Genomic DNA, 12,471 nt, shown 5'->3' with positions numbered 1-12,471 from the left:
CGTTGATCTCAATCACAAGTTCCTATTTGAGACTGAAAATAGTTGCTCTTTAGAACTTTACGTTGAGGGTGTCCCATGCCACCTGCGGATACAGGCGTTCGAGTTCCTCTAGGCAGGTAAACTTTTGCTGCCGCCGCCGCTCCAAAATCGCATTGGCTGTAGCAGCGTCAATTCCCAGTTTCTGCTGCATCTGCTGGCGGGTGGCGCGGTTGATGGCGATCGCGGGGGTATTTTTCTGCGCCACCTGATCTGCTGTTGGCTCCCCTTTGTCTACACTGGGCGTTGCCAGTACTTCTGGATTGCTGCAGGAGACTTCCTTGGACATCACGCCATTGCGGGGAATCTCATAGCGCAGGAAATCACGCGCCAGACGAGTATTGGGGAAAATGGCTTGTGCTTCCGCAAGCAGATCCTCCACTTGCACAGGGTTGCCGGGGGCGTAGCGGGCACTAAAGTGGGTGAGGAAGAGCAATTTCACTTGGGCAAAGGTCGCCACCTGAGCCGCCATCGTGGATGTAGAATGCAGCCGTGCAAAAGCCAGATCCGCCTCCTGATGGGAAAATGTCGCCTCGTGGATGAGGACATCCGCCTGCTGGGCTAATTCAACCGCGCTGTCACAAAAGACTGTATCGGTGCAATAAACCATACTGCGCCCCCGCTGCGGTGGATCACAGAAGTCGCGGCCATCAAAGGTGCGGCCATCTGCGAGGGTGATCGTTTTGCCCTGCTTGAGTTGACCATACAGTGGCCCAAAGGGAATTCCCAAGGCTTGGGCTTTTTCCACATGAAAGCGACCGGGGCGATCGCTCTCAGTGACGCGGTAGCCAAAGGCAGGTACTCGATGATGCAGCAGCCGACAGGTCACCGTAAACTCGCCATCACTAAAGACTTCCCCCGGCTCGACGGTATGCACCTGCAACTTGTAGGGAAGCCGCATCACAGACCAGCGCAAACAACTGGCAATGTAGCGATCCAATGTCGGCGGGCCATAGACATCAATTTGACTCACGGTTCCCGCAAGGCCACAACTGGCAAGCAAGCCCATCAGGCCAAAGATGTGATCGCCGTGCATGTGGGTAATGAAAATGCGGCGGATCTGACTGGTTCGCAGGTCACTGCGCAGCAATTGGTGCTGGGTGGCCTCACCGCAGTCAAAGAGCCAAATTTCCTTGCGCTGAGGCAGCCGCAGAGCCACACTGGAAACATTGCGGGTGCGGGTGGGTACCCCAGAACTGGTGCCTAGAAATGTAATTTCCACGCTTAGTCGTCTAGGAGTTGCAGGTCATCAAAACGAATTTCCACGGTGCTGGTTTGGCCATTTTCATGGGTGCGCACCACCTGCCGGCTCATCAAGTAGTAATTGCCGACGGGCACATAGGTATCCTCAAACTCCATTTGCCGCAGCACTTCGTTGGTTTGCGGATTGCGGAAGACAGCCACATAGTTGGTGGAAATGTAGCCTGCACCGGTATCAAGGGCTTCACGGTGGGTAATGGCAAAGGCAACTCGCCCCATGACACGGCTGACATAGACAATTTGATTGTCCCGCACCTTGTAGTTCGACCCCATGGCGTCACCGCTAACGAGGATTTCCACTGCCCCACTGGCGTCGGTTTCCCCAGTTTGGAAGGTGTTTTTGCCGTGAGCCTCTTCAAAACGGTTGCGCTTGCGGTGGACAATCACATCCCGCAATTGGTTGTAGAGGGATTCGCGAACTTGTTCGTCTTCTATGCCACTCACTTCAACGGCGTAGTCGCGGCTCACTTTTACCTGCCCGTGGTACGTGCGATCGCCCTCAATGAGCGTGACCTTGGCCGTAAAGCCGGGAAAATTCTCATCCCATGTGTAACGATTTTCGTAGGCAGCGCGAAAGAGCGCCTCAGCATCAAGAGCCTGTGTCGCTGGCATGGGGGCATCCTCAGTAACAGTCACATTGTTTTAAGATAACTCAATTTTCTGACCCCTTGACGACCACGTATATCTAGTGTTCACTAGGGTTAAATCATTGCGCACTACACTAGATGTATAACCCCTAGGGGGTCGTTCTCCTTTTTAACTGGACAGGAACACGATGGTGGCACAACTCGCGGTTTCCGTTTCTGAGGCAGGCTTGCCCCTAACCTATGGTATTGAGGGAGTGGTGCAGGTGTTTACCTGTCGGCAGCGGCACTTTTTCACCACGGTCATGGCGCAGGCGTTGCGGGTAGCTGCTCAAGGCAGCAGCGTCATCATTGTTCAATTGCTCAAGGGGGGAATTCAAACGGGGATTGAACACCCGATTCAGTTGGGACAGCATCTCACGTGGTGGCGACCGGCGCTGCAACGCTGTTTAGGAGAAACGGACACCCTGACTCCTCAAGAAAAGGCGGCAGTACGTGAGCTATGGCAGCATCTGCAAACGACGGTGCAAAGGGGGGAGTATCGTCTGGTGGTCTTAGATGAGGTGAGTGTGGCCATTCAACTGGGGGTGCTGAGTGAAGCGGAGGTATTGAACTTTTTAGAGAATCGTCCGCGGACGCTGGATGTGATCTTGACGGGACCTGAAATGCCGGAATCGCTGCTGGCGATCGCTGACCAAATTACACAGTTGCGGCGTTTAATTTAGGTTGGTTTAGGTCTAATTTAGGGCAGCAGAAACGGTCTCTAGCCACTCTAGCAAATACTCATTGACCAAATCAGGTTGCTCCTGCTGCACAAAGTGGCCACAGTAGTCCAAGTATTGAATTTTCAGTTCCTTGACGTAGGCTTCCGTGCCGTAGGTGAGTTCAATGCCCAAGGTGGGGTCTTGCCGCCCCCAGAGCATCAGCGTCGGTACCTCGAGAACCCCCCACTCCCGACTCCAGAGACTTTGCAACCCGGCGCGGTAGTAGTTGAGCATTCCCGATAGGGCACCCCGTTGGGCGGCCGCATCCTGATAGCGGGCAATGTCCACCGCCCGAATTGCCTGCTGGTTCACCGCTGCCCAGCGAAAGATTTGGGCGATCGCTCCATAGCCCCCCCACTCCAAGAGCAGCTCCGGCAGCCACGGCAGTTGAAACAGCAGCATATAGCTACTGCGCAACCATTGCTCGAAACTCAACAGTTGAAACTTAGCAGGATGGGGACAGGCTAGCACACTCAGGGTTTGAATCCGCTGCGGCACCGCATAGGCCACGCCCCAAGCCACCATCCCTCCCCAATCATGCCCCACCAAATGACAGCGACGATAGCCAAGGCCGTCAATGACACCAACAATGTCGAGAATTAACTCGTCAAGAACATAGCTAGCGGTATCTTGGGGTTTATCGCTGAGATTATAGCCGCGCAAATCTAGGGCAACGACTTTGTGCTTTTCCGCCAAGACAGGAATTTGATGTCGCCAAGAGTACCAAAACTCGGGAAAGCCATGGAGCAGCAGCACTAACTCCCCTTCTCCTTGGGTGACATAGTGGAGACGAATCCCATTGGAGACAATAAACTTATGGATCCACGGGCCTTCAATCATATGCACCTTGGGGGCTGGCACTTTACCACTATAACCAAGGGAACGCCAAAGGATAGGGTTGCCCCAACCTCGAATATCAACCCCCCCAAGGAATGCGCCGTGAGGGTAATATGTGACCTCAGGAGTCAGAATGCTCCTCGTATAGGGGCAAAGCTTACAATTCTTACCAATTTTTAATAGGCAAGGGTTTCGAGAGCCTGACGCAGGTAAGCGGTAACGCAAGCATCAAGATCCGTGGGCTGCTCAACGACAACACTGGCCTGCTTTTCGCTCAGCCAACGCTGAAAACCCGAACTGTGGGCGATCGCCCGCTTCAGGGAGTTCCAAACCTCGGCGGAGGCTTGCGGATTGGGAACCGTAACGCTATCCATAGATACTCTCCTAGTGGGTTTGGAGTGAGGGCAAGGATTCACCTATGGTTCTACGATAGCGTAGGAAACTTCCCCCGGCTGTATGCCATGTTACGACTTATTGCAGAATTTGCCCAAAACCTAGAAAAAGACGCGATGTTGCAGGCAGGGCATTTGCTGGCGCACCTGTTCGAGGCGGCTGGGTTCAATGGCCGCAATGGCGAGGCCGGGGCGATCGCCGGCATCCGCCAAAATGGTTCCCCAAGGATCCACAATCATGGCATGGCCATGGGTTTGCCGCCGCGCATAGTGAATTCCCGTCTGAGCCGGTGCAATCACGTAGCAGGTATTTTCAATCGCCCGCGCTTGCAGGAGAACTTGCCAGTGATCCTTACCCGTGAAGGCGGTAAAGGCCGCCGGCACAAACAGCACCGTTGCCCCCGCTTGGGAGAGCGCGCGGTAAAGTTCTGGAAAGCGAACGTCGTAGCACACCGACAAGCCGATATTCCCCAGTTCCTTACTGGGATAGACAGAGGGCAACTGCCGTCCCGCTAGCACTGTGCCCGATTCGTGGTAGATATTGCCATCGGGCAAATCGACATCAAATAAATGCACCTTTTGGTAACGGCTCAATTCTTCTCCGTTAGGACCAATGAGGACTGCTGTGTTATAGACTTTGCCTGCAGTTGCTGGTACTGGGTAGCCACCCCCCACTAAGGTAATCTGAAATCGCTGCGCCATGCGTTTCAAAAAAGCCTCAGTCCGCTCAGCGATTGTTGCCGCTTGGGCGACCTTCTCGCGATCGTCACCGAGAAAAGAAAAGTTTTCTGGCAACCCAATGAGTTCTGCTCCCCGTCTCACCGCCAATTCAATCAATTCTTCTGCCTGCGCCAGATTTGCCTCAAGATTCGGTTGGCTCGTCATTTGTACTGCGGCAGCGAGATAGGATTTCATGCCCATTGAAAAAAAGACAGCAACCTCTCATTCTATCGTCGCAATCTGCCTAGGGCAAGTCTAGCGAGAACGCAGGTTCCGGAAGATCGGATTGCGTTGGGTCGGGAGCTGATGCTCATGGGCAGTGCGGTATGCCCAAAAGACATAGCCGGCAATAAAGAGGTTCAACAGCACGACTAGCAGTAGCTTGGGACCACTAATGGGATGCAAGCGCGGCGTTTTTTGCCGTGTTTTTTGGGGTAGGAATTGAACGGCCATGGCTGCTCTCAGAACGCAACAGTTCCAGAGTCCACCATCATTAGTCGTTGTCCACTCTCAATTTGTCTTCTCTGGCCAATAATGGCGATGTTCCGGTTGCCCCTACTATAGATCGCTACCCCATTCGCCACCCAGCATCTGAAATGTTTTTTAATGCCTAGTCACAAAACTACACTATCGCTCAGACGCCCCCAACATGCCCCTAAAAAGCCATCCGCCCCCAAGGAGGGCCTTAGGAGCGGTCTGGTGGTTATCGTGGGTATCAACTGCTAGGAGAAGTGGCCTCCTAGGTGTGATTTCAAATCAACAGATGGAGAACAACTCTTCCCTAGAGCTGAGCTACTCCAAAACGACGACCCAAGCGTTTACTACTATCTGCCATGGGCATCACCTCCCTCTCCCTGAACGGTAGTTTGCAAAACAACTGGCTTTAAGATAGCACACTCAAACGGTATTGTGGCAAGCGCTGGGCAAAATGAGCATGGCATCGCCAAAGGAATAGAAGCGGTACTGGCGATCGATGGCCTGTTGGTACAACTGAAGCAACCGTTCGCGGCCAATAAAGGCACTGACGAGCATCATCAAACTAGAGCGGGGCAGATGAAAGTTGGTAATGAAGCCCTCGACTATCTTGGGCTGATACCCCGGATAGATATAGAGATCACTCTTGCCACAAAAGGGCTGAAGGGTGCCGGATTGGGCTGCCGTTTCTAGGGAGCGAATAACAGTGGTACCGACGGCAATAATCCGTCCTCCGTCAGCTTTGGCGGCCTGAATCCGCTCGACGGTAGCAGCTGGTACCTCAATCCATTCTTCGTGGAGATGGTGATGGCGAATATCGCTGGCCTCCACAGGACGAAAGGTGCCAATGCCCACGTGGAGCGTCAAAAAACAATGATCAATGCCGTGATAGGCCAACTTACTCAAGAGTTCGGGGGTAAAGTGCAAGCCAGCGGTTGGCGCAGCCACAGCACCGGGACGGCGAGCATAGACGGTTTGGTATTGTTCAGTATCTTCAATGGGGTTGTCAATGTAGGGAGGTAAGGGCACTTCCCCTAGGTGATCAAGATAGGACCACAGGCGATCGCCCGGCGGCAGGTCAAATTCAATCACCCGGCCTCGGGTCTCCTCATCAATGGCCTGTACCGTTGCTTGCAGTGTGCCGATTTGAATCACGGCTCCAGGGCGCAATTTTCGTCCCGGTTTGACAAGGGCTAGCCACTGGCGATCGCTCAATTCTTCGAGAAGAAACACCTCAACGGTACGGCCAGAGCCGCCCACTTTTTGACCCCTCAGCCGTGCCGGAATCACCCGTGTATCATTGAGTATTAGCAAATCCCCCGGTTGCAACAGTTGCGGTAGCTCATAGAAGTGGTGATCGGTAGCAGTCTCCTGTGCCACCACCATCAGGCGGGAATGATCGCGGGGAGAAACGGGCTGTTGGGCAATCCGTTCCGGCGGCAGGTGATAGTCGTAGGCGTCGAGGGAAAAATCGTCAGAACTCGGCATTATTGGGGTGGGGTCAACGGTGAGGGGGATGGCTCTACCACAGAGCGATTCATAGAAGTCATCACAGCCAGAAAGCCAAGGGCAGCGGTGGCAACGCCCACAGCCACCAGCAGTAGCAGCCACGCTTGGAAACGAGACCTTTGGGCTGGCGGCGGTTTAGGTTGGGGTTGAGGGGGTTCCACAATCTGGGAAACCGTCAGGTCGAGATCCGCTGGATCGGGTGGGGGGACGTAGCCCATTGTAATGTCTGTCACCTCTGGCAACTCCCCTTGACAAACAATATCGCTGTAGTCCAAGTCAATGACACCCGCTGCATTCTTCACCCGACAGTGAATGAGCACCACCGTCACATTGTCATGGCCATTGAGGCGATTGGCAAGATCAATGAGTTGTTCGGCCGCAGCAGTGAGGGCAAGCTGACCTTGGAGCACAGGCAGGAGGTACTGTGGCCAGTAGGTTTCGACACGATTAAAATCACTGAGGCCGTCGGAACACAGCAAAAGAATTCCCTCTTCATCCAGTAAAAAGCGTTCTACTGTGGGGTGCAGATGCTGGGAGGGTGCCATCCCCAACGCTTGCACCAAGGAACCACCATAGGGCAGCTCAAGGGCTTGATGGTAGGTACTCATCCCCAAGCGCACATCACGGCTGGCCACATCGTCATCGAGGGTGAGCTGGTAGCAGCCCCAGCGGTTGATCCAGTAGGCGCGGCTATCGCCAATGTGGGCAAGGTAAAGATGGGCGTGTTCAATCAGGGCACCGACAACTGTGGTTCCCATGCGCTGGCGTTCGTGGCGCTGCTCCGTATCATTGCGTTGATTGATTGCATCATTGGTGCGGCGAATAGCGGTTTGAATCGCCTGTTCAACTGTAGCAGGGGACATCTCCAGCAGCTTGAGGGGGGTTAGCGTCTCCTCAAGAATGTCAATGGCCAAACCGGAAGCGACATCGCCCCCTTCATGCCCCCCGACGCCATCACACACGAGGGCGAACACCTGTGATTGGCTCGTGAGATCCCGCTCTGGAAAACACTTGTCCTCATTGCGTGTCCGACTAGGCCCTTGGTCGGAGCGGCTAGCAATATCGTAGTGGTACTCATAACCAAGGTGATCGAGGGCCTGTTGAAACAGCGTCTCTAGGGTTGCGCGAATAGATTCAGGGGTGGTTTGCTGAGGATCCTGCATGTGTTGACACAGGATCGTGAAGGCCTGCTGAAAGTTTTCCCCTTGATCAGCAAAGCTGAAATGGGTTTGCCAGAATTTGCCAAGGTCAGCCAAGGTGGGATTATGGCCTGCTTGCAGTTGCAGCAGCCGCACAAGGGATCCCTCGGCTCGCAAAAGCTGGGGATTGAGCAGTGTGAGAGCCACATTTTCTGCCACCAAGGCTGGCCAAAGGGAGATGATTTGCCATAACCAGTTGAGGCGGCGCACTAAATTGGCTTTCTCCCAGATGGTGGTGAGGGGAGCAGCATGGGTGAGACCGGGGGCAATTTTGGCATCGGCAATGTCAATGCAACTGACGGGGGCATGCTCAAGGAGCAACAGTTCACCTTCAGGGAGGGAAAGGGCGCCAAATAATTCCGGGACATGGGGACGCTTGGGAAAGAGGCGCAGATAGGGACGGTAGAGCTGGGAGGTGTTGTCCACACTGGGCGCTGGCTCCCCCGGCAATAGGTCTAAGAGCAAGTGTTTGCCTTGCACTAGATAGCGATCGCCCAACAGTTCACCCACCCTGTAGGGATCCAAACCAGAACCGATCGCCCACAAGTAGCGTTTCAGGAGTGGCACCTGACAGTGGCAACACTCAACTTGGTGAATGGAATTTGCAGTGCCACACTCTGGGCAAATGAGATTAGGTGCAAGTGGATTCATCGCTTCAATCCTGAGGGGGCTGCCGCAGTCACAATCACCCGCAGCAGGTACGCACAACGTCTCTGATCCAGTAATTCGCTAGTCCATAGCAGCAGCGAATAGAATACATTCAATTCCCTATCCTAGCTTTTCTCCGGCAACAGCGGAATATCCCAGTGACAGCTCTTTGGCGATGGAGCGAACACACTCAAAACGGTGAAAGCCCCTACAGAAGAGACTCACATCCCATATTTTAGACAAGGGCTTATTCAGCCCTGTCAACATCCCTGATGTTGCCACGAACTATCAAGATAGAATTAGAATAATTAATCCGCGGTAAAAAGGATCACAATTAGTGATACAAACTTTTGTAAGTGTTATTTTTATTTATCAGAACAATTAAAAACGGTAGACGCAACTTTAGACATCACTTTAACAGTATATTTTGGCGAAAGAGGGGCACTATGGAGCAATTGAATTCAGGCTTAAATTTGCAAGCCTTGGTACAGGCTCAGTTAGTGACGATCGCTCCAAGGGGCTCCTTCAATGAGATTCTCCAAGGATTACAAAGCAACCAAGGATTGGGTTTAGTCGTCGAAGAGCAGGGACAGTTTCGGGGCTTGATCACCCAACGGGAAGTGATCCGTGCCCTTGGTAAGGGTTACTCGCCACAGGCGATCACGGCTGCCCAGATCATGCTGCCATCGGATTATTGCCTGCGCCTCAGTGATCTGGATGATCCACTGGCGATTTTAGGGCGTTTTCGCTACTTGGGCGTGGATGCCCTTGCCGTGGTCAATGAATCGGGACGGGTTGAAGGACTGCTGACCCGCCAAGCCTTTCGGGAGAGCCTGCGCCCTGTGGATCTCCTGCGAATTAAACGGGTGGCGGAGGTGATGGTACCCGATGTGGCCACCATTGCAGCGGAAGCTTCGCTACAGGAGGCCGCTGTCCTGATGACCGAACGGGGGGTCACCAGTTTAGTGGTTCCTGAGACATCCGCCTCGGGTGTGCTGCCGCGCGGCATTATTACGGAAAAGGATATTTTTGAGGCACTGCAGGGCCAAGGGGGAGTGCTCACAGGAACCGTTGGCAGTATTATGTCTCAGCCCGTGCTGACCGTGAAGCCCAATCAAAGTTTGTGGCAGGTGAATCATTTCCTCAAGGAGCACCAAGTGCGGCGGGTGGTGGTTGTGGACGATGATGGTCAAATGGTGGGGATTGTGACCCAAAGTAATCTTTTGGCGGCCATTGACATTACGGAAGCTCAAGGGGTGATTCAGGTGCTAACCCAAGAGCTCAATAAGGCCACGGCGGAACTGCGCTGGCAACTGTCACGGCAACAGGCGATTACGGTGGCGATTACGGAGAGCGAACAGCGCTATAACACTCTGATTAGTCATTTGCCCGTTGCGATCTATCGGCGCGATCGCGATCGCCTGTGGCGGTTTAGCTATGTTAGCGATCAGATTTATCACCTCACGGGTTACTTTCCCCAAGATTTACCGGATCTGCGCCAGATTATCCCAGCGCCGGATTTGGCCTTGGCGGAACGGGATATTGAACAGGCAATTCGGCAGCAGCGTGCCTACAGTACCACCTATCGCATTCAACACCGCGATGGTTGTTTCCGCTGGTTGAGCGATCGCGGGCAGCTAGATCCCCAGAGTCACATGCTCCATGGGGTGCTGTTAGATGTGTCGGAGCAACAGCGCACAGAAGAGCGGCTAAAAACTGCCCTAGAGCGGGAAATGATTGTCAGCACAATCATTCAGGACATTCGCCAGTCGATTCGCTTAGAGGACATTTTGCAGCGGGCAGTCACCAGTATTCAACAACTGCTTCTGAGCGATCGCGTACTGATTTACCGCTTTTTAGCCGATGGCAGTGGCGTTGTGGAAGTGGAAGCCACCACCTCGCCGCAGTATTCAATCCTAGGTCAAGTGATTCACGATCCCTGTTTTAGTAAAGAGACAGCGCAGCGGTTTCTGGAAGGGCGCACTGTGACCATTAGCGATGTCAATCAAGCGCAATTACAGGATTGCTATCGTGAGCTCCTAAGTAGCTTGCAAGTTCAGGCGAATCTAGTAGTGCCCCTGCTGCAAGGGCATAACCTGTGGGGACTCCTAATTGCCCACCAGTGTCGTGGCCCTCGCCTCTGGCAGCGGGAGGAGTTGTTCCTACTGCAACGGATTGCTGAACCCCTAACAGTGGCACTGCAGCAGGCGGAGATGTATGCCGCATTGGAAGCCGCCAATGCCAATCTGCAGCAGATGGTGTACATTGACAGTCTAACGGATATTGGCAATCGCCGCTGCTTTGATGAACTCTTTGCAAAGGAATGGCGGCGCTGTCAACGGGAGCAACAACCGTTAAGTTTAGTGATGCTGGATATTGATTGCTTCAAAGCCTACAACGATCACTACGGCCATTTGCAGGGCGATCAAATTCTCAAGCAGGTAGCAGAAATTTTAGAAAGCCATCTGCAGCGGGCAGGGGATTTGGCCGCGCGCTTTGGTGGGGAAGAGTTTGCCCTCTTGCTGCCCAGTACCGACCAAAGGGGAGCTATCCATATTGTTGAGAAGATTCAGGCAGCGCTGGCGGAGGCTAATATCACCCATGCTAAAAGTACCGTTGGGCCAAAGCTAACGGCCAGCTTTGGGATTGCAACGACGCTGCCCACTCCAGAGCATGAGCCAGCCATGTTGTTGCATCTGGCGGATCAGTGTCTCTACGAGGCGAAGACCCTTGGGCGCGATCGCTGGGTCGCCAAGGAACTATAGCGAAGTCAGAGGCAGATAAATACGCAGCCATGCGCCGCCATAGTCGGGATGATTCGCCGCCTGCATATAGCCGCCATGGCATTCAACAATTTGGCGAGCAATGGCTAATCCTAGGCCACTACCACTACCGACGGGGGGCATCCGTCCTTCACTATCCGTAGGAATCACAAAGCGATGCCGCCGTGCCTGTGCCCGATAAAAGCGTTCAAACACATAGGGTAAGTCCTTGGGGGGAAAGCCACTGCCCGTATCAATGACTTCGAGACACAGATAGCCCCCCTCGCGATCGCTCAGCAGCCGCGTCAGCACTTGACCACCCACAGGGCCGTATTTAATGGCGTTGTCGTAAAGATTGACCAGGAGCCGAAACAGTTGCGATTCATTGCCGCAGTAGGAAAATTGCTCTGGGCCTGTGTACTCGTGGTGAATGTTTTTAGCCGCAGCGAGGGGGGCGAGGGATTGCCACGCAGTATCAATGAGTTGGACAAGGTCAAGGGGATGCCGCTCAAGGCTATCGGCGGGAGTGTGACTCAGGCGGTTTAACTCTAGGAGTTCTTGAACAAGGAGGCTGAGGCGAATAATTTCCTCAAGGAGGCGATCGACCCAATCCCGTAAGGACTCCGGCACCCGTTGTTGTAGGGTTTCAGTCACCAAGCGCAGGGAGGTCAAGGGGGTTTTCAGTTCATGGGCGACATCCGCTGCCCAGCGATCGCGCTCATCCCGCAGCCGCACCACCTCTTCGCAGTCCTCAATAAATACACCCACATGCCCCTCGCCAAGGCAGAGTCCCCGTGCCCGCAGGGGTTTGCGCTTGGTTTGCCCCGTCGGTGTGAGGTAGGCATAGAGCCATTCCTGCTCCCGCATCGTTTCCTCTTGGCGCACCTCTTGGATGAGACAGTCCAATTCATAGGAGCGCACCAGTTCCAAAACAAGGCGGCCTTCGGGATGCACCAAACCAAGGAGCGATCGCGCCGCTTCGTTACAGCAGACCACGCAATTGGCCTCATCCACCTCCAAATAGGCAATGGGGGCATATTCAAGGAGCGTTTGACAGCGCAGCATTTTCTGACGGCAGCGTTCTTGTTCCTGAAGCTGTTGGCTGAGTAGGGTTCGCAAGCGTTGCCACGGTGAGGATTTGAAGGGGCGAGCCGCGTACTGCTCAAGGAGCGTCTCCAAAGCGTGTCGCACTTGCTGCCACTGCCAGAACCAGACCATTAGCCCCAACAGCAGGCCAACCCCAAAAAAGATCAACTCCATGCCTAAGTGTCAGAATCGCCTCTATT

Annotated in this window: 11 protein-coding genes; 2 read left to right on the top strand and 9 right to left on the bottom strand. The window is 54.0% G+C overall.

Annotated features, from left to right (window positions below):
- Positions 1 to 49: 49 nt before the first annotated feature.
- Both RHK62_RS03295 and RHK62_RS03290 read right to left on the bottom strand, forming a co-directional pair.
- Positions 50 to 1,258, bottom strand: coding sequence for a ribonuclease Z (locus RHK62_RS03295; protein WP_310437861.1), 1,209 nt, complete (start codon positions 1,256 to 1,258; stop codon positions 50 to 52).
- 2 nt (positions 1,259 to 1,260) lie between these two features.
- The gene (locus tag RHK62_RS03290) at positions 1,261 to 1,908 is read right to left on the bottom strand and encodes a DUF3386 domain-containing protein (protein WP_302678993.1); all 648 of its coding nucleotides are present in this window, start codon (positions 1,906 to 1,908) and stop codon (positions 1,261 to 1,263) included.
- Between the two features lie 163 nt (positions 1,909 to 2,071).
- Between RHK62_RS03290 and RHK62_RS03285 the strand changes: the two genes are divergently transcribed.
- Positions 2,072 to 2,605, top strand: coding sequence for a P-loop NTPase family protein (locus tag RHK62_RS03285; protein WP_206201293.1), 534 nt, complete (start codon positions 2,072 to 2,074; stop codon positions 2,603 to 2,605).
- A 12-nt stretch (positions 2,606 to 2,617) separates the two neighbouring features.
- Here RHK62_RS03285 and RHK62_RS03280 read toward each other — a convergent pair whose 3' ends face one another.
- From RHK62_RS03280 to RHK62_RS03255, 6 genes are all read right to left on the bottom strand, one after another.
- Positions 2,618 to 3,484, bottom strand: a complete 867-nt coding sequence (locus RHK62_RS03280; RefSeq protein ID WP_310453265.1) for an alpha/beta hydrolase — start codon at positions 3,482 to 3,484, stop codon at positions 2,618 to 2,620.
- 173 nt (positions 3,485 to 3,657) lie between these two features.
- Entirely contained in the window at positions 3,658 to 3,855 is a 198-nt protein-coding gene (locus tag RHK62_RS03275; protein ID WP_206201295.1) for a hypothetical protein, read from the bottom strand.
- A gap of 120 nt (positions 3,856 to 3,975) precedes the next feature.
- Positions 3,976 to 4,788 carry a carbon-nitrogen hydrolase family protein gene (locus tag RHK62_RS03270; RefSeq protein WP_302676632.1) on the bottom strand — a complete coding sequence of 271 codons (813 nt, stop codon included), beginning with the start codon at positions 4,786 to 4,788 and terminating at the stop codon, positions 3,976 to 3,978.
- A 60-nt stretch (positions 4,789 to 4,848) separates the two neighbouring features.
- Positions 4,849 to 5,046 carry a hypothetical protein gene (locus RHK62_RS03265; protein ID WP_206201297.1) on the bottom strand — a complete coding sequence of 66 codons (198 nt, stop codon included), beginning with the start codon at positions 5,044 to 5,046 and terminating at the stop codon, positions 4,849 to 4,851.
- A gap of 444 nt (positions 5,047 to 5,490) precedes the next feature.
- Complete coding sequence (gene queA, locus RHK62_RS03260) at positions 5,491 to 6,555, bottom strand: tRNA preQ1(34) S-adenosylmethionine ribosyltransferase-isomerase QueA (protein WP_206201298.1); 1,065 nt, start codon at positions 6,553 to 6,555, stop codon at positions 5,491 to 5,493.
- Complete coding sequence (locus RHK62_RS03255) at positions 6,555 to 8,426, bottom strand: serine/threonine-protein phosphatase (protein WP_310453264.1); 1,872 nt, start codon at positions 8,424 to 8,426, stop codon at positions 6,555 to 6,557. Before RHK62_RS03255 ends, queA begins: the two co-directional genes overlap by 1 nt.
- Positions 8,427 to 8,869: 443 nt before the next feature.
- Between RHK62_RS03255 and RHK62_RS03250 the strand changes: the two genes are divergently transcribed.
- Positions 8,870 to 11,188: a diguanylate cyclase domain-containing protein gene (locus RHK62_RS03250; protein WP_310453263.1), complete on the top strand. Its 2,319-nt coding sequence runs from the start codon at positions 8,870 to 8,872 to the stop codon at positions 11,186 to 11,188.
- Here RHK62_RS03250 and RHK62_RS03245 read toward each other — a convergent pair.
- A complete protein-coding gene (locus RHK62_RS03245) occupies positions 11,183 to 12,445 on the bottom strand; it encodes a PAS domain-containing sensor histidine kinase (RefSeq protein ID WP_206201301.1) in 1,263 nt (420 codons plus the stop codon). The genes RHK62_RS03250 and RHK62_RS03245 overlap by 6 nt on opposite strands.
- Between the last annotated feature and the right edge of the window lie 26 nt (positions 12,446 to 12,471).

It is taken from the genome of Thermosynechococcus sp. HY213, assembly GCF_031460975.1.
In the GTDB taxonomy this organism is placed as follows: Bacteria; Cyanobacteriota; Cyanobacteriia; order Thermosynechococcales; family Thermosynechococcaceae; genus Thermosynechococcus.
The sequence above is the reverse complement of the archived record's forward strand: the minus strand, read 5'-3'. Positions and strand labels throughout refer to the sequence as shown.

Excerpts from the sequence above, each read along its gene's own strand:
- RHK62_RS03270 (WP_302676632.1), bottom strand. The coding sequence starts at position 4,788 with ATGAAATCCTATCTCGCTGCCGCAGTACAAATGACGAGCCAACCGAAT.
- RHK62_RS03245 (WP_206201301.1), bottom strand. The coding sequence starts at position 12,445 with ATGGAGTTGATCTTTTTTGGGGTTGGCCTGCTGTTGGGGCTAATGGTC.
- RHK62_RS03255 (WP_310453264.1), bottom strand. The coding sequence starts at position 8,426 with ATGAATCCACTTGCACCTAATCTCATTTGCCCAGAGTGTGGCACTGCA.
- RHK62_RS03285 (WP_206201293.1), top strand. The coding sequence starts at position 2,072 with ATGGTGGCACAACTCGCGGTTTCCGTTTCTGAGGCAGGCTTGCCCCTA.
- RHK62_RS03250 (WP_310453263.1), top strand. The coding sequence starts at position 8,870 with ATGGAGCAATTGAATTCAGGCTTAAATTTGCAAGCCTTGGTACAGGCT.
- RHK62_RS03265 (WP_206201297.1), bottom strand. The coding sequence starts at position 5,046 with ATGGCCGTTCAATTCCTACCCCAAAAAACACGGCAAAAAACGCCGCGC.
- RHK62_RS03280 (WP_310453265.1), bottom strand. The coding sequence starts at position 3,484 with ATGATTGAAGGCCCGTGGATCCATAAGTTTATTGTCTCCAATGGGATT.
- RHK62_RS03275 (WP_206201295.1), bottom strand. The coding sequence starts at position 3,855 with ATGGATAGCGTTACGGTTCCCAATCCGCAAGCCTCCGCCGAGGTTTGG.
- RHK62_RS03290 (WP_302678993.1), bottom strand. The coding sequence starts at position 1,908 with ATGCCAGCGACACAGGCTCTTGATGCTGAGGCGCTCTTTCGCGCTGCC.
- queA (WP_206201298.1), bottom strand. The coding sequence starts at position 6,555 with ATGCCGAGTTCTGACGATTTTTCCCTCGACGCCTACGACTATCACCTG.